Origin of the sequence: Bradyrhizobium macuxiense (assembly GCF_007993935.1) — a bacterium.
GTDB classification, from domain to species: Bacteria; Pseudomonadota; Alphaproteobacteria; order Rhizobiales; family Xanthobacteraceae; genus Bradyrhizobium; species Bradyrhizobium macuxiense_A.
Genome location: NZ_VITY01000004.1, coordinates 439,787 through 455,275 on the forward strand (window position 1 = coordinate 439,787; position 15,489 = coordinate 455,275).

12 protein-coding genes are annotated in these 15,489 nt (G+C 63.2%); 8 read left to right on the plus strand and 4 right to left on the minus strand.

The window, feature by feature from the left end; translation table 11 throughout:
• Positions 1–7 precede the first annotated feature (7 nt).
• Positions 8–412, minus strand: a complete 405-nt coding sequence (locus FBZ93_RS13330) for a YccF domain-containing protein (RefSeq protein WP_146986394.1) — start codon at positions 410–412, stop codon at positions 8–10.
• 148 nt (positions 413–560) lie between these two features.
• On the opposite strand from FBZ93_RS13330, the gene FBZ93_RS13335 reads away from it, so the two are divergent.
• Positions 561–1,166 (plus strand): carboxymuconolactone decarboxylase family protein, encoded by a 606-nt coding sequence (locus tag FBZ93_RS13335; protein ID WP_433995407.1) that lies wholly within the window; start codon positions 561–563, stop codon positions 1,164–1,166.
• Positions 1,167–1,463: 297 nt separating this feature from the next.
• Here FBZ93_RS13335 and FBZ93_RS13340 read toward each other — a convergent pair whose 3' ends face one another.
• Both FBZ93_RS13340 and FBZ93_RS13345 read right to left on the minus strand, forming a co-directional pair.
• Entirely contained in the window at positions 1,464–3,236 is a 1,773-nt protein-coding gene (locus FBZ93_RS13340; protein ID WP_167529025.1) for a putative bifunctional diguanylate cyclase/phosphodiesterase, read from the minus strand.
• A gap of 204 nt (positions 3,237–3,440) precedes the next feature.
• The gene (locus FBZ93_RS13345) at positions 3,441–4,403 is read right to left on the minus strand and encodes a sensor histidine kinase (protein ID WP_146986396.1); all 963 of its coding nucleotides are present in this window, start codon (positions 4,401–4,403) and stop codon (positions 3,441–3,443) included.
• Positions 4,404–4,581: 178 nt separating this feature from the next.
• On the opposite strand from FBZ93_RS13345, the gene FBZ93_RS13350 reads away from it, so the two are divergent.
• The 5 genes from FBZ93_RS13350 (at position 4,582) to FBZ93_RS13370 (ending at position 10,644) form a co-directional block, all read left to right on the plus strand.
• Positions 4,582–5,421: an SDR family NAD(P)-dependent oxidoreductase gene (locus tag FBZ93_RS13350; protein ID WP_146986397.1), complete on the plus strand. Its 840-nt coding sequence runs from the start codon at positions 4,582–4,584 to the stop codon at positions 5,419–5,421.
• A gap of 26 nt (positions 5,422–5,447) precedes the next feature.
• Positions 5,448–6,461, plus strand: coding sequence for an adenylate/guanylate cyclase domain-containing protein (locus FBZ93_RS13355; RefSeq protein WP_146986398.1), 1,014 nt, complete (start codon positions 5,448–5,450; stop codon positions 6,459–6,461).
• A gap of 831 nt (positions 6,462–7,292) precedes the next feature.
• Positions 7,293–8,666 carry an efflux RND transporter periplasmic adaptor subunit gene (locus FBZ93_RS13360; RefSeq protein ID WP_146986399.1) on the plus strand — a complete coding sequence of 458 codons (1,374 nt, stop codon included), beginning with the start codon at positions 7,293–7,295 and terminating at the stop codon, positions 8,664–8,666.
• 14 nt (positions 8,667–8,680) lie between these two features.
• Complete coding sequence (locus tag FBZ93_RS13365) at positions 8,681–9,412, plus strand: ABC transporter ATP-binding protein (RefSeq protein ID WP_146986400.1); 732 nt, start codon at positions 8,681–8,683, stop codon at positions 9,410–9,412.
• Positions 9,409–10,644, plus strand: a complete 1,236-nt coding sequence (locus FBZ93_RS13370) for an ABC transporter permease (RefSeq protein ID WP_146986401.1) — start codon at positions 9,409–9,411, stop codon at positions 10,642–10,644. Before FBZ93_RS13365 ends, FBZ93_RS13370 begins: the two co-directional genes overlap by 4 nt.
• 427 nt (positions 10,645–11,071) lie before the next feature.
• On the opposite strand, the gene FBZ93_RS13375 is transcribed toward FBZ93_RS13370, so the two are convergent.
• Entirely contained in the window at positions 11,072–12,313 is a 1,242-nt protein-coding gene (locus FBZ93_RS13375; RefSeq protein ID WP_146986402.1) for an LLM class flavin-dependent oxidoreductase, read from the minus strand.
• A 298-nt stretch (positions 12,314–12,611) separates the two neighbouring features.
• Here FBZ93_RS13375 and FBZ93_RS13380 point away from each other — a divergent pair, with 298 nt between their 5' ends.
• Both FBZ93_RS13380 and FBZ93_RS13385 read left to right on the plus strand, forming a co-directional pair.
• Positions 12,612–14,018: an MFS transporter gene (locus FBZ93_RS13380; protein ID WP_146986403.1), complete on the plus strand. Its 1,407-nt coding sequence runs from the start codon at positions 12,612–12,614 to the stop codon at positions 14,016–14,018.
• A 219-nt stretch (positions 14,019–14,237) separates the two neighbouring features.
• Positions 14,238–15,446, plus strand: a complete 1,209-nt coding sequence (locus FBZ93_RS13385) for an extracellular catalytic domain type 1 short-chain-length polyhydroxyalkanoate depolymerase (RefSeq protein WP_167529026.1) — start codon at positions 14,238–14,240, stop codon at positions 15,444–15,446.
• Positions 15,447–15,489 lie beyond the last annotated feature (43 nt).

The window sequence follows — 15,489 nt, forward strand, 5'->3', positions numbered from 1 at the left end:
GCCGGTGTTACGCCGGCACGATCACCTTGCCGATCGGCCACAGCGCGATGCCGGCAAGCTTGAGATGTGCCCAGGCAAAGGGAATGCCGATGATGGTCACGGCGTACCCGATCGCGAATACCACGTGGCCGATGGCGAGCCACCAGCCGGCCAGGATGAACCAGATCAGATTGCCGATCAGCCCGAGCGGTCCGGTGCCGATATCGGACATGCCGGTGACTTCATCGCGGCGCACCGCACGCGAGCCGAATGGCAGCAGCGAGTAGACGGCGATGTTGAAGGCGGCGCGCGCCCATGGCAGCCCGATGATGGTGATAGCCATGATCACGGCGGCGATCAGCCAGCCGAACGCCATCAACGCGCCACCCCACAAGATCCAGACGATGTTCAGAAGCATAGACACAGGCTGCATGGCTGACACCTTCGCGTAACACCGGCCTCAATATAGGCCGGTGCGCGGCGCCGCGGTAGGGTGCGCGCCAGGCGCGTCGCGCCTCAAAGGGAGAACGACAATGAGAAAAAGATTCGGGGCAGGGATTTTTTCGGCTTGGAGTTTGGTGTTGCTGGCATTTTCAGTGCAGGCCGCGCGAGCCGAGGACGCCGTGCGGTTCGCGCCGCTCAAGGCCGAGGAACTGTCGCCGCCGCAAAAGGCCTGGGCCGACATGATCAGCGCGCCGCCGCGCAACGCCAAGTTCACCGCGCCGCCCTACCGCGCCTATATCCGCAATCCCGATTTGGCGCCGAAGCTGTCGAACCTGTCGGAGTATCTGCGCTGGAACACCTCGCTGCCGGCGCGGCTCAGTGAGATGGCGATCCTGATCACGGCGCGGCACTGGACCGCGCAATATGAATGGTCGGCGCATTATCCGCTGGCGCTGAAGGGCGGGCTCGATCCGAAGATCGCGGATACGATCGCCAAGGGTGCGCGGCCGGAAGGAATGAAGGACGACGAGGCCGCGCTGTACGATCTCGGCATCGCACTCTATCGCGACAGGAAGGTCTCAGACGCCGTCTACAAGGCCGCGCAGGAGAAGTTCGGCGAGCGCGGCATCATGGATATCATCGGCATCATGGGCTACTACGATTTGGTCTCGATGACGCTGATCACGATGCAGGCCGGTGCAGCGAACAACGGCGTCGCGCCGTTGCCGGTGCTGGAGAAATAGACGGACTTCTCTCTCTCCCCGTTCTTATAAAGAGAGGGCTGGGTGAGGGGCTACCTCGGCAGACTAGCTGTAAGGCTACGGGCACGTCCCGTAGCGCGGGGTCGGGCGCGGCCCGCAATTTCTGAATAATAGAATTATATTGCGGATTTGCCCGACATGTCAAGGTGCCATGTCGAATGCCGGCGCGCCGCCGGCTACTTTGCATGGGGTTGTTTTCGATGTTTTGGCAGCGCGTCCCTGCGGAGGCAGGTTATATGCGATGGTCCTGCCACAAGGGGCCGAGGTGAGGAGAATTGCCTACCGCCGAAAGCCGTTGGCGCGCGAATAGCTCTGGCGGCTGTCCTGGGACGGGCGCGCCGCCATGCTGGCGCGGCTCTCGCTGGCGACCGGCGTCGCGGGCTTCAGGTCCTCGAGGAAGATCGGCTTGGCGAAGTAATAGCCCTGGGCATAGCGGATCTTGGTCGCCGCCTGCAGATAGGTGAGCTCCTCGTAGGACTCGATGCCCTCGGCGATCACGGTCATGCCGAGCGCCTCGCTCAGCGATTCGATCGCGCGCAGGATGCCCTGGCTGCGCGGCCGCTGATGGATGTCGGTGATGAAGGAGCGGTCGATCTTGATCTCGTCGGCGGTGATGTCGGCGAGTGCCGACAGCGACGAATAGCCGATGCCGAAATCGTCGATCGAGATGCCGACGCCGATGCCGCGCAGGATCGGCAGGATCTGATCCTGGAAGTGCGACCGGGTCACGAACGCGTCCTCGGTCACCTCGATCATGAAGCGCTTCGGGAAGCCGGTTTCCTCGATCGCGCGGGCGAAGCGGCGCATGAACTCGAGATTGCCGGCCTGCTTGGCCGCGACATTGATGCTGATCGTCGCCGTGGGGCCGAACGTGTCGTTGATCAGGTCGATCGACTTGACGATTTCCGCCAGCACCAGAAACGTCAGCTCGTCGATCAGGCCGAGCTCGACGGCGAGGTTGATGAAGGTGCCCGGCGCCTGGATCACGCCCTCGTCGTCGCGTAGCCGCACCAGCGCCTCGATGCCCTTGACCTCGTGGGTGCGGATATCGACCTTGGCCTGGAATGCGCAGCAGAAGCGCTTTTCGAGGATCGCCAGCCGCAGCGACTGCTCGATCTTCATGCGCGCCAGCGCCTCGCGCTCCATGCTGTTGTCGAAGAACGCGGTCGAGCCCTTGCCGTTGTTCTTGACGCGGTACATCGCGATATCGGCATTCTGGCGCAGCGCCTCGTAGCTCCTGCCGTGCATCGGGTAGAGGCTGACGCCGATCGAGGTGGAGGCGAAGATCTCGGAGTCCTCGATGAAGAACGGCGCTTTCAGCCGCTCCTGCATGACGTGGATGAACTCGGCAACCTCGTCGTTGCTGCTGATCGGGTTCAGCAGCAGCAGGAATTCGTCGCCGGAGATCCGTGACAGGATGTCGGTTGCGCGCAACGCGTGGCCGAGCCGCTTGGACAGTTCGACCAGCAGCGCATCGCCGATCGCGTGGCCGTAATAGTCGTTGATGTGCTTGAAGTTGTCGACGTCGAGAAAGGCGAGCGCGAAATGGCTCTGCGCGGTGTCGCGGATCAGGCCGTTGACGCGATGCTCGATCACGCGCCGGGTCGGCAGGCCGGTCAGTTCATCGTAATAGGCCGAGCGGAACAGCTGGTCCTCGAACGCCTTCTGCTCGCTGATGTCGGTCGAGGTCGAGATCAGGAGATTGCGGCCGGCGATCTGGACCGGCCGGTGCGAGGTGAGAAACACGTATTTGGATGCGCCGCAGGAGAGCACTTCCTCGAGTACCACCGGGCGGCCGCTGCGCAGCATGTCCAGATTGGCGGCATGACGATCATCGGCCGGTGCCGGCTGGCTCGCGCTCGCCGCCAGCTGCAGCTGGCTCGCTGCCGCTTCGTTCACCAGGATGAACTGACCCTGCTCGTCCTGCACCGTCACGCCCGCTGGCAGCAGCTGGAGAAGATCGCGCAGGATGCGCAGTTCATTTCCGGAAATGTCGTCTTGGCCGGTCGCTGCCGCGCCCGCCTGAAAATCGCTTTTCGTGAAACTATGCATGTGCCGACCTTGGCAAAGTCCGTTGTAGTTTTGGTTAAGCGGACCTGCGAAATGCCGTGACAGAATGAGACCCGGGCTGCTTTCGCAAGCCGTCGCGGCAATCGTCATTAACAGAGTATCAATGTCGGGCTCAGTCGCTGGTGAAAGCGATTGCGGCGCGCACGGTTGCACCGGAAAATGCGCCTGTGCCGGAAAGCGTACTTATCAACAGTTGGGAAGCTTGCACTGCATGGTGCAGTGAACGCCGGTCTTCAGGTAACTGATCTCGGTCTTGCCGTCGAACGGCCGCAGCGCCGACTTCAGCAGCTTGGTGCCGAAGCCGGGTTCGCCGAGCACCTCGACCACCGGTCCCTCGGTTTCGTCCCAGATCACGTTGAGACGTCCATCATCCACCGTCCACGACACCTGCAGAAACCCGCGCGGCGAGGAGAAGGCGCCGTACTTTCCTGCGTTGGTTGCGAGCTCGTGGAAGATCAGCGCCAGCGAGACGGCGAGCTTGGCGGGCAGGAACAATTGCTCGCCGTTGAGATTGAACCGCACATGGCCGTAAGGGCCGAGCTCCGAGCGCAGCAAATCCTTGATATCGCAGCCATAGCCGTCGACCCGCGCGATCAGATCGTCGGTCGCCGAGAGTGCGCGGATGCGATGGTCGATGCGCTGCCAGACATCAGGCCGGTCCTGCAGCGCCTGATGCAGCACGGCATGAATGGTCGAGGATTTGTTCTTCAGCCGGTGCTGCAATTCGTCGACCACGATCTTGCGGTACTGCTCCTCCTCGATCAGCCGCTTGGACACCTCGCGCTGCTGGGCAACCAGGGAACGGTAATGCTCCACGCCCCAGATCGCGATGCCGCACACCGCCCAGAAGATCATCAGCAGTGCAAAGCGCGCCGGATCGGCGTGCCCGCTGCTGAAATTGATGATGACGCCGAGCAGGCCGCTTGCCAGCGCGGTTGCGATCCCGATCCGGAAGCCGCCAAAGGCGGTCGCGAAGAACACCGCCGGGAAATAGGGCGTGAAGAACACATCCGGCCTGATCTGGGCGAGCCCGAAGCGCGCGGCCGTGGCCAAAACGAGACAGAGCACCGCGAAGCTCGCCGCAAGCAGCATCGAAGGCTGGGAATCGCCCCGCCAACCCGCCCTGAATTCGTCGATCCATTTCGCCATCGGTCGTTCCAGTTCACGTGAACAGGCGACCCAAAATAAGGCCGCTGCGACCGAAAAACCGCAGTTGTGGCCTTCTGGCCACAGGTGGACCTTGACCACCGGAAACCGCGCCCCCGCTTGCGTTGGTGGAAGCAGCTGGGGAATATCCGCAACATCAAACGTTAATCGGGGGACCGGCATGGGACGGCTGGACGGCAAGGTCGCGGTGATCACCGGGGCGACCAGCGGCATCGGGTTGCGCACGGCGGAGGTTTTTGTCGCCGAGGGCGCCCGGATCGTGATCGCCGGGCGCCGCGCGCCGGAGGGCGAGGCGCTGGCGCAACAGCTCGGCGAGGCTTGCGTGTTTCGGCAGACCGACGTCACGGTCGAGGACCAGATGCAGGCGCTGATCGCGCTTGCGGTGGAGAAGTTCGGCCGGATCGACTGCCTGTTCAACAACGCCGGCGGTCCGTCGCAGACCGGCGGCATCGAGGGCCTCGACGTCGAGCGGTTCGACGCGGCGATGGCAACCCTGGTGCGCAGCGTCATGCTCGGCATGAAGCATGCGGCGCCGTACATGCGCAAGCAGGGATCCGGCAGCATCATCAACAATGGCAGCATTGCCGGACGGCTCGCCGGGTTCTCCTCTTCGATGGTCTATGGCGCGGCGAAGGCGGCGGTGATTCATTTCACCAAATGCGTGGCGATGGAGCTCGGCGAGTCCGGCATTCGCGTCAACTCGATCTCGCCCGGTGCGATCGCCACCGGGATTTTCGGCAAGGCACTGGGGTTGTCGACCGACGCGGCCGAGAAGACCGCGTCCGTGATGCGCGAGGTCTACAAGGCGGCGCAGCCGATCCCGCGCGCCGGCCTGCCCGACGACATCGCGCATGCCGCGGTGTTCCTGGCGAGCGACGAATCGAGCTTCATCAACGGTCATGACCTCGTCGTCGACGGCGCCATCACCGGCGGCCGCAACTGGAGCCAGCAGCAGGCGGGCTATGTGTCGTTGCGCAAGGCGTTCGATCAGGGGGCGTAGCTGGGACAGTCGCCGGGACAGAAAGCATGAACGCGAGGCTCGAGCGGAAGCTGCAACGACTTGCCGCCGTCCTTGTCGCCGGAATCCTGTCCGGCGTCGCGATCACGCTCAGCGCCTTCGGCGGCGGCGCTGCCCAGTTGACTGTAGGCATCACCTACGGGTTCCTGCTTGCCGGCGTGATCGGCTCGATCGAGCTGTTCGTCCTTGAAGATTGGGACTGGCTCAAACGCCTGTCGTTCCTCTCCAATCTGGCCGTGCGCAGCGCCATCTACGCGGCCATCATCATCGGCATCCAGTTGCTGCAGCCGGGCGAACGCATCGCAGGCGTGGCGCCGCAGGATTCGCTGCAGAACTTCTGGTCGAGTTTCGCGCGCTCCGCCATCGTCTCGGTGCTGGTCAACCTGGGATTCGGTATCGCCAACCTGATCGGCTCGCGCGCGCTGATGAACTTCGTCACCGGGCGCTATCACGCGCCGGTCGAGGAAGACCGCTTCGTGCTGTTCGTCGATATCGCCGGATCGACCGGGCTCGCCGAGCGTCTCGGCGGCATCGGTATCCATCGTTTTCTCGACCGCACCTTCCGCCTGCTGACGCAGTCGGTGGTCGATTATCGCGGCGAGGTGCTCAACTATGTCGGCGACGAGATCATCGTGACCTGGCCCGAACAAAGCGGTGCGGTCGATTGCCGGCCGCTGCGCTGTTTCGTGGCGATGCGCCGCGCGTTGCAGAAGGCGGCGCCGCAGTTCGAGCGCGAATTCGGCGCGGTGCCGCAGATCCGCGGCAGCCTGCATTTCGGCCCGGTGATCGTCGGCGAGATCGGCGACGTCAAGCGCGCGATCGTGTTCAACGGCGATGTCATGAACACCGCGGCGCGGCTGGAGGAGTTGAGTCGCAAGGTCGATGGCGGCTTTCTCGCCTCGCGAGCGGCGATGGCGCGCTTCGCCGGCCCGCCGCCATTTCCGGTGAGCGATCTCGGCACGCTCCCGATCCGCGGCCGCGTCGACGGCATCGACGTCGTTGGGATCGGAGCGGTGGCGTAGCCCTCAAGCATCGACGTTCGCCTCAGACGCGAACGGTGACGTCGGGCTGGCTCGATGAGAATGCAAGTCGGCTTTGGATCTGCAGCGGCCATCACGCGGTGAAGGTCACGTACCAATCCCGTGCTGAGGTGGCATTCCTTCGACGCCAAATCGGAAATGACTTCCGAAAATGACTTCCCAAAATGACTTGCAAGTTAGTTTCTGAAAAATAAGTCAGTTTCGCTGTCGCGGCCTGTGAGAGGTGCCTCAAAAAAAACGGAGATGGCTTGGGACATTCTGCGTTGCTCGGCGTTCTTTGCTCGCGGCGACCAAACCACCAATGGCAAGGGGATGGTCAATGCGCACTCATGGAGTGTCGGCCAATGCTGGCGCTTCGCAATTCAGCAAGCAACTGCAATGCGCAGAATCGTCTTCAAAGGAGTGCAGAGATGAAGCACGTGTTAGTCTCCCTCGCTATCGGCGCCTGCCTGCTGCTTCCGTCCGCGGGCGTGGTGTTGGGCGCGGGTCCTCCCGTCAAGCCTGCTCAAAATCCTACGACAGGACAGCATGGCTCCAATCACAACTTTAGCTGTACCACCAGTGGTGCAGGTATCAACACTCCGGGGAATGCTATGGCAGCACCGGGGTCGCCGTTCAATCCAAGTGGGCAAGCAGGCAACGTCTATGCGGGAAATCCGGGCACAGCATCGGCAGCGAACGCAAATTCGACGGCCGCCGTTTCCCAATATGATGTCGCTTGCTCGCACCAAGCGCCCTAGCCCTGAAGATTGCAGAGCCTGATTTGCCTGCTGTGGCCGTAAGCACTGATGCCTCGGACGAGCCGGCAATGCGTTGAAGCAGGATGACAGCCACATGCGTTTCGTCGGCGTGGCATTTCTGTTGTGCGCCTTGATGGTCGGGCTGGGCTATACCTATGGTCAAGATAGCTCGGCCCCGACCTTCCTCACGGCCCCGGTTGAACGGGGCAGCATCTCGACCCTGATAAAGGCCAGCGGCACCGTTGAGGCGGTCGTAAATGTTGATGTCAGCTCGCAATTGTCGGGACAGATTGCCGAAGTGTTCGTTAGTTTCAACGACAGCGTAACGGCCGGGCAGCCGATCGCGCGAATAGATCAGGAGATCTTTGCGGCCCGCGTCAAGGAAGCAAGAGCCGCCCTGAGAGTGGCGAGAGCCACCGCTCAAGTGGAACAGGCAGCGCTGGAACGAGCGAAGGTCGCAGTGACCAATGCGCGGACTGCCGAAAAGCTGGCGGAAGATCAATCGACTGCGAGCAAGGTCAGACAAGAAGAAGCGGAGAGGGAATTCCAGCGAAAGCTCGCATTGGCACGCAGTGGAAGCGGTACCGACCGAGACTTGAGCCAGGCGCGCTCGCTGCGCGATGCGGGAGCCGCCGATCTGCGCGCTTCGCTCGAGCAAATCCAGATGAAAGCCGAGGCCATTGCGATTGCGGAGGCGGAAAGCCAAATGGCCGAGGCCAATCTCGAGAATGCACAGGCGGTCATCGAGCAGCGGCAGGCGGCCGTCGATCAGGCCGAGGTCGATCTCGGTCGGACCGTGCTCCGTGCGCCGATCAATGGAATCATCATCAAGCGGGATGTCAATCCAGGGCAAACGGTCGCCGTCAGTCTCGAAGCCAAGACGTTGTTCAAGATTGCGGACGATCTGCGGGAGATGGAGGTCCATGGCAAGATCGACGAGGCCGATGTCGGGCAATTGAAAGTGGGCCAGACGGTCCAGTTCACGGTGGACGCTTATCCCGACCGGACCTTCAGCGGGCAGATTCTCCAGATCCGCAAGTCTCCCGAAGTCGTGCAGAACGTCGTCACCTATACGACGATCGTTTCCGCGCCGAATCCGGACCTTTTGCTGCTGCCGGGAATGACTGCCCAGCTTCGGATTGTGGTGAGCGATACGCGCGGGATTCTCAAAATTCCCAGCCAGGCGCTGCGCTTCCGACCGAACGATGCCGGCTCTTCGACAGGTCACCAGAGTGCAGACAAGGCCACCTCCTCGAAACCTTCTGCGACGGTATGGCTGGTCGGTGACGGTGGGCGACCGCAACCCGTTGCAGTGAGACTGGGGGCGAGCGACGACAACAGCGCCGAACTGCTGGATGGCGCGCTCGCGGAGGACCAGCACGTGATCATCGGGGTTGCGAACTCGCAAAAGCAAAGGGGCTATTTCGGCGTGCGCCTCGGATTTTGAGATCGGATTCTAGGATGCAGCCCCTGGTTCGAACCGTTGGAATCTCAAAAAGCTATCCTTCCGGCGGCTCGATCGTCCGCGCGGTATCGAATGTGTCACTCACAATCGAGCGCGGCGAGTTTGTTGCAGTACGGGGCCGGTCGGGTTCGGGAAAGTCGACCCTGATGAACCTTTTGGGTCTGTTGGATCGGCCCGATTCAGGCACATACGCGTTCAACGGTCGGGAAGTTGCAAAGCTGAGCGAAGACGGACGCGCGACCGTCAGGAGCCACGACATCGGATTCATATTCCAGCAGCCGGCCCTTCTGCCGCGGGCAACCGCGCTGGAAAATGTCGAACTTCCGCTGATCTACGCCGGCATTTCTCCCTCCAGGCGACGTCGCACGGCCAAGGATGCGCTTGACTGCGTGGGCCTGGCCGACCGCGGCCATCATTGGCCAAACCAACTCTCTGGAGGAGAGCAGCAGCGGGTCGTCATTGCTCGTGCGACAGTCAACGATCCAGCGCTCATTCTCGCCGACGAGCCCACCGGGTCGCTCGATAGTGCCACCGGCAACGAGATCCTGTCGCTGTTCGAGGCTCTCCATCGCGATGGACGCACGATCATCGTGGTTACGCATGCCGCCGAGGTCGCCAATCGTGCGCGGCGACTGTTCACCTTGCACGATGGACAAATCGTCGAAGACGGCTCGGCATCATCAGACAATTTGCGTCCGGCCGCCCTCGCCATGGGTCCCTTGCCATGAGTCCTCTGGAGAGCTTGCGAATCGCCGCTCGGGCGCTTCGCGTCAACAAGCTGCGGAGCGCCTTGACCGTGCTTGGGATCGTCGTTGGCGTTGGAGCGGTCGTCTGCATGGTCTCAGTCGGAGCTGGCGCACAAGCGGAAGTCTCCGAGAAGATCCGCACGCTTGGAGCCAACCTCCTGCTCGTTATGCCCGGAGCCAGGAATTCGGGAGGCGCGAGGCTTGAATCGGGAACGCAGCCGACGCTGACCGTAGAGGACGCCGCTTCCATTCGCCGCGAACTGGCGGACGTTCAGGTCGCGGCTCCGTTGTTGTCGCGTTCCCTGCCGCTCGTGGCCGCAAACAGGAACTGGGTGACCGTGGTGGCCGGAATAAATCCCGACTACCTGGTGGCTCGCGAATGGCAAGTTGCCAGCGGCCGATTGTTTACGAGCGATGAGATCGCAACCGGAGCGAAAGTTGCCATCGTTGGAGCGGTTATCGTCGAGGAGCTCTTCAATGGGGGCTCGGGAATTGCCGAGACGCTTCGGATTGGCAACGTCCCCTTCACCGTGACTGGCGTGCTGGACAAAAAGGGGTTGGGCGCGGCTGGCCGCAGCCAGGACGACGTCGTGTTCGTCCCGCTGTCGGCTGCGAAAAGCCGCGTGCTCGGAGCCGTGCGCGGCACGACCCGCGAGGCATTGGATTTCATCTCGATCAAGGTTTCGGATACGGCTGCAATGTCGGAGGTCGAGCGCGAGGTTGAGGCCCTGCTTCGACAGCGGCACCGCATTCGCGGGGATGCCCCCAGCGATTTCAGGATCGAGAATCCGGCAGATGTTCTGTTTGCACGCGGGGCCGCAATGCGGCTGCTCGCCAGTTTGTTGATTGCGGTGGCTGCGGTCTCGCTGGTCGTTGGCGGCATCAGCATCATGAACATCATGCTGGTTTCGGTAACCGAACGCACCCGCGAAATCGGTTTGCGCATGGCCGTCGGAGCTCGCCGCCGCGAAATACGATGGCAATTTCTCATCGAAGCCGCGATCCTGGCGTTGGTCGGAGGGCTTGTGGGTGCGTTTTTGGGGGCCGCCGCGGCAGTCGCAATCGCATGGAAAGCTGGTTGGCCGGTCCTGATCAGCCCCTGGGCCATCATCTTGGCTTGCGCATTTGCGGGGGTCATCGGAATTTCGTTCGGCCTCTATCCGGCCCATCGGGCCGCGCGGCTTGATCCGATTGTGGCATTGCGTTTCGAATAGGCGAAAGCCATCGCGCACAAGCCAGCCTCACCGGAACGTCAGGCTGCGACAAATTAACCACCGGGCATATTGGTGCTTCCGTCGTCAGGCAAATCAGATGTTCAATTCCGCTCGTCTCACCCGATCGATCCAGTACGCCGCGGCCTCTCTATATTCAGGCACTGCTGTCTGGAATACTGGATCACCCGCGAAAGCCATGCGCGGGTGATGACACCGAACGAGCCTTTCGAGCGCGCCACATATTCGCCGTCGTCCCTGCGAAAGCAGGGACCCATAACCACGAATGGTCATTGTTGAACGACGCTGGAACGACGAGCCCCTTTCATAACACACGCCGCGGAGTATGGGTCCCTGCTTTCGCAGGGACGACAGCGGTGGATGTAGCGCAATGTGCGTTCCTCCGCCCTGCAGGGGCGCGAGCCGCAAATCACACCTTCTGCTTCGCGGCTTCCTTCGCAAGATCGGGCGCATTCACGGCCGGGATGGCGACGCGGCCTGTGCCGGTTTGCTGGAGCGCGGCGGCGGCCTTGTCGTTCTGCATGATCTTGGCCATGACGGCCTGGCCGGCGCGCTCGAACACGCCGCGATTGTCGACCAGGAACTGGCGCGACTTGCGCAGGCCGTCGATATAGCCGTTGATCTCCGGCACGACATAGCGCGCGACCAGGTCCCAGCTGCGGCGGGTGTTTTCGATGTTGGCCCAGTCATGTGCGAAGCCGATGATCGAGCCGACGCCGCCGGAGACATCGACCAGATTCTTGATCATCTTGATCAGATCATCGGGCGTGCCGATGGTCGACGCGGCGCCTTCGACGAAGGCGGTCTTGTCGACCGCTTCATCCGCGGAGGCGAACGCGGTCAGGCCCGGCCGCATCAAGGTGCCGACGTTATACTCGTTGTGCCAGCGCAGCAGCCCGGCGCCGGCCTCGCGCCGTGCCTGCTCGCGGGTCTCGGCGATGTGCCAGGACAGCAGCACGCGCCAGTTGGCGCGGCTCACCGTGGTGCCGGCCTTCGCGGCGGCATCCTCGGCGAACTGCCATTGCTGCGGCAGGGCCATCAGGCCCTGGGTCGACATCGAGCCCAGCGAGATGATGCCGATGCCGTATTTGCCGGCCAGCGTCATGCCCGACGGCGAGATCTGCGAGGCCACCACGAACGGCATGTCCTCCTGCAGCGGCAGGATCTGCAGCGCGGCGTCATGCATCTCGAACCAGTCGGTCTTGGCGGTGACGCGTTCGCCGTTGAAGAGGCGGCGGATCACCGCGATCGCCTCGTCCTGGCGGTCGCGCTGGGTCATCGGGTCGATGCCGAGCGTATGCGCGTCGGAGGCGAGCGCGCCGGGGCCGGAGCCGAAGATGGCGCGGCCGCCGGTCATGTGGTCGAGCTGCACCATACGCTGCGCGACGTTGAAGGGATGGTGATAGGGCAGCGAGATCACGCCGGTGCCGAGCTTGATGCGCTTGGTGCGCTCGCCGGCGGCGGCCAGGAACATTTCCGGCGAGGCGATGGTCTCCCATCCCGAGGAATGGTGCTCGCCGCACCAGAATTCGTCGTAACCGAGCGCGTCGAGCTGTTCGACGAAATCGAGGTCGCGGCGGAATTGCAGCATCGGATGCTCGCCGATCGGGTGATGCGGGGCGAGGAAGGCTCCGAACTTGAGGCGCGCCATTGGTCGTTCTCTCCAACTTATTGTTATCGGGGGCTTTCCGCCAACCTACGGGGTGGGCGAAAGCAAGGCAATGCTCCGGGGTTGCGGCGCCCGCATGGTTGTTGCGCAAATCGGCGGCGATTGCCGTCCTCCGGAATGTTTCCCAGCGCATCAACGCAAGTTGTGCGGCGGAGCGCCGGCCGCAGCGGCATCGCCATGGATGACGTGCCCGTGAACCAACGCTTACGTCCAAGGTAATCGAACGGATGACCGGAATCTGCTGATGTCGGCCGTATCGTCATTTCGGGCAGGACAGGGCATGCACCAGATCGTTGCGACGCGCGCGGAGACTTCTCGCCGTTGGTGGGTGCTGGCGATCGTCGTCGCCGCCCAGTTCATGTTCGGCGTCGATGCCTTCATCGTCAATGTCGCGATCCCGACGATCGCCGCGGAGCTGCACGCAACGCCGGCGCAGATCGAGGCCGTGATCGCGATCTATCTGATCGCTTATGCCACGCTGGTGGTCACCGGCGGTCGGCTTGGCGATATCCACGGCACCAGGAACGTGTTCATCGCCGGCGTCGCGGGCTTCTCGGTGACGTCGCTGTGGTGCGGTCTCGCGCAGTCCGGACCGGAGCTGATCGTCGCACGGCTCGCGCAAGGCGCGACCGCGGCGCTGATGGTGCCGCAGGTGCTGGCGACGCTGCATCTGCTGTTCTCCGACGCCGTGCGTGCGCGGGCCTTCGCAATCTACGGCATCGTGCTGGGGCTCGCGGGCGCGGCCGGCTTCATGCTCGGCGGCGTGCTGGTGACGCTCGATCTCGCCGGCCTCGGCTGGCGCGCGGTGTTCTTCGTCAACGTGCCGTTCGGCGTCGTCATCATCGCGGCGGCGCTGAAGATCATGCCGACGGTGCCGCGCCGCGCCGGCACGCGGCTCGATATTCCCGGCGCGATCGTGCTGTTCGTGGGCCTATTGTGCCTGATCGGCCCGCTGCTGTTCGGGCACGATCTCGGCTGGACGGCGTGGGTCTGGCTGGTGATGGCGGCGGGGGTTGCCGTCATCGCGGCCTTCGTGCGGCTCGAGCGCAGCGTCGCGCGCCGCGGCGGCATGCCGCTGATCGACCTGTCGCTGCTGTCGGATGCCGCCTTCATGCGCGGGCTGGTCGCGGTGTTTTTCTTCTTCTTTGCCAATCTGTCCTTCTACCTGATCATGACGATGTTCATGCAGAAGGGTCTGCAGATCCCGCCGCTGCAGGCCGGGCTGGTGTTCGTGCCGCTCGCGCTGACCTTCGTGATTGCCTCGCGGCACAGCGGTGTGCGCGCGCGGCATCGCGGCACCTTGGTGCTGATCGAGGGCTGCGCGCTGCAGATCGTTGTTCTCGGTGTGCTGGTCGCGACGGTCCAGGTGATCGCAGCACCGTCGGCGCTACTGCTCGCGCTGGTGCTGATGATCTTCGGCTACGGTCAGGGCCTGGTGATGGCGCCGCTATCGAGCGCGGTGCTGTCGAGCGTGAAGCCAGCAAGCGCCGGAGCCGGCTCCGGAATGTATGGCACCACGACGCAGATCGGCAATGCGGCCGGCGTTGCCGCGATCGGCGCGGTGTTCTTCGCCATTGAGAGCGCGAGATCAGCACATCTGGCGTTGTTTGGGGCATGCGCATTGTTTGTGCTGTCGATATCAATTTCAGCCGCATTTCTGTCATGGATGCGCCGCGCCACCGCATGAATCCGCCGGCGAGGGTGCGTCATTTTCGAAAAGTTCATGCTCGAACAAGGTGCTAAGGCAACTATTTCGAGCGATCCGCGCTTTGTCCGGTTCCGATCACGCGTTAACGCCGAATCTCACTATTCCACGGGGAAAGACAGCACACGGCCTTTTTATTTCGCAGTGCAGCAATTATCTGATCGGGTGACACACAAGAATAAATCACCTCAGGAGTTGCTGTTGTCGCTGGTCAACAACATCGAATTTCTGCGTCATCTGCCCAAGATGAACGCGTTCAACGGCCTCGGTGCGCTTGCGCCGGCGGCCGTGCCGACGCCGCTTGTCGAGACGACAGAATTCGGCGCCAATCCCGGCGCGCTGAAGATGTTCTCATATGTGCCCGAGCAACTGGCGCGATCGCCCGCGCTCGTCGTCGTGCTGCATGGCTGCGGCCAGAACGCTGCGTCATACGATCTCGGCGCCGGCTGGTCGACACTGGCGAAGCACTACGGCTTCGCGCTGCTGATGCCCGAGCAGCAATCCGCCAACAACGCCAACACCTGCTTCAACTGGTTCGATCCGGAAGACACCGCGCGCGGCCAGGGCGAAGCCGCATCGATCAGGGAGATGGTCGGTCACATCGCCGGCGCGCACAAGATCGATCCGCGCCGGATCTTCGTGACGGGCCTCTCCGCCGGCGGTGCGATGGCGACCGTGATGCTCGCGACCTATCCGGATGTGTTTGCGGCCGGTGCCATCATCGCCGGGCTGCCGTTCGGTGTCGCCGGCAATCTGCGGGAGGCGCTCGGCGCCATGATGCAAGGCAGTGCATTGTCGGCGCCCGAGCTCGGCGACCTCGTACGCAAGGCATCGACGCACAAGGGTGATTGGCCGCGGATCTCGGTGTGGCACGGCAGCGCCGACCGCACCGTGCATCCGGGCAACGCCGATGCGGTCGTCCGGCAGTGGCTCGATCTGCACGGCCTGCCGCTTGCGGCGATGTCGAAAGCCGATGTCGACGGCCATCCGCGCGAGGTGTGGTGGAATGCCGACGGCGAGACGCTGGTCGAATCCTACTCGATCACCGACATGGCGCATGGCACGCCGCTCGGCCTTGCCGGCAATGATGAGCGTTACGGCGTCGAGGGCGCGTTCCTGATCGAGGCCGGGATCTCCTCGTCCTATCACATCGCGAGCTTCTTCGGCCTGACCGACAAGGTCCGTCAGCCGCAGATCGCGCCGACCGGCGTGCCGCGCGAGAACGCCGATACGATCTCGATGACCATACCGGTGCCTGCGGACAAGCCCGAGCCTGCAACCGGTCGCAGCAGCGGCCGGCCGGGAAAGAAGCAAGCCAAGCAGCAAGGCAAGCCGCGGAGCAACGGCGTCAATGTCAGCCGCGTCATCACGCGGGCGCTGACCGCCGCGGGGCTGATGAAGCAGCCGTAAGGTCAACGCATGATCCGGAAAAGTGCGAAGCGGTTTTCCGAAA

What these genes read in the sequence shown, in the direction of transcription:
- FBZ93_RS13365 (WP_146986400.1), top strand. Translation starts at nt 8,681, where the DNA reads ATGCAGCCCCTGGTTCGAACCGTTGGAATCTCAAAAAGCTATCCTTCC.
- FBZ93_RS13380 (WP_146986403.1), top strand. Translation starts at nt 12,612, where the DNA reads ATGCACCAGATCGTTGCGACGCGCGCGGAGACTTCTCGCCGTTGGTGG.
- FBZ93_RS13350 (WP_146986397.1), top strand. Translation starts at nt 4,582, where the DNA reads ATGGGACGGCTGGACGGCAAGGTCGCGGTGATCACCGGGGCGACCAGC.
- FBZ93_RS13330 (WP_146986394.1), bottom strand. Translation starts at nt 412, where the DNA reads ATGCAGCCTGTGTCTATGCTTCTGAACATCGTCTGGATCTTGTGGGGT.
- FBZ93_RS13345 (WP_146986396.1), bottom strand. Translation starts at nt 4,403, where the DNA reads ATGGCGAAATGGATCGACGAATTCAGGGCGGGTTGGCGGGGCGATTCC.
- FBZ93_RS13370 (WP_146986401.1), top strand. Translation starts at nt 9,409, where the DNA reads ATGAGTCCTCTGGAGAGCTTGCGAATCGCCGCTCGGGCGCTTCGCGTC.
- FBZ93_RS13375 (WP_146986402.1), bottom strand. Translation starts at nt 12,313, where the DNA reads ATGGCGCGCCTCAAGTTCGGAGCCTTCCTCGCCCCGCATCACCCGATC.
- FBZ93_RS13355 (WP_146986398.1), top strand. Translation starts at nt 5,448, where the DNA reads ATGAACGCGAGGCTCGAGCGGAAGCTGCAACGACTTGCCGCCGTCCTT.
- FBZ93_RS13340 (WP_167529025.1), bottom strand. Translation starts at nt 3,236, where the DNA reads ATGCATAGTTTCACGAAAAGCGATTTTCAGGCGGGCGCGGCAGCGACC.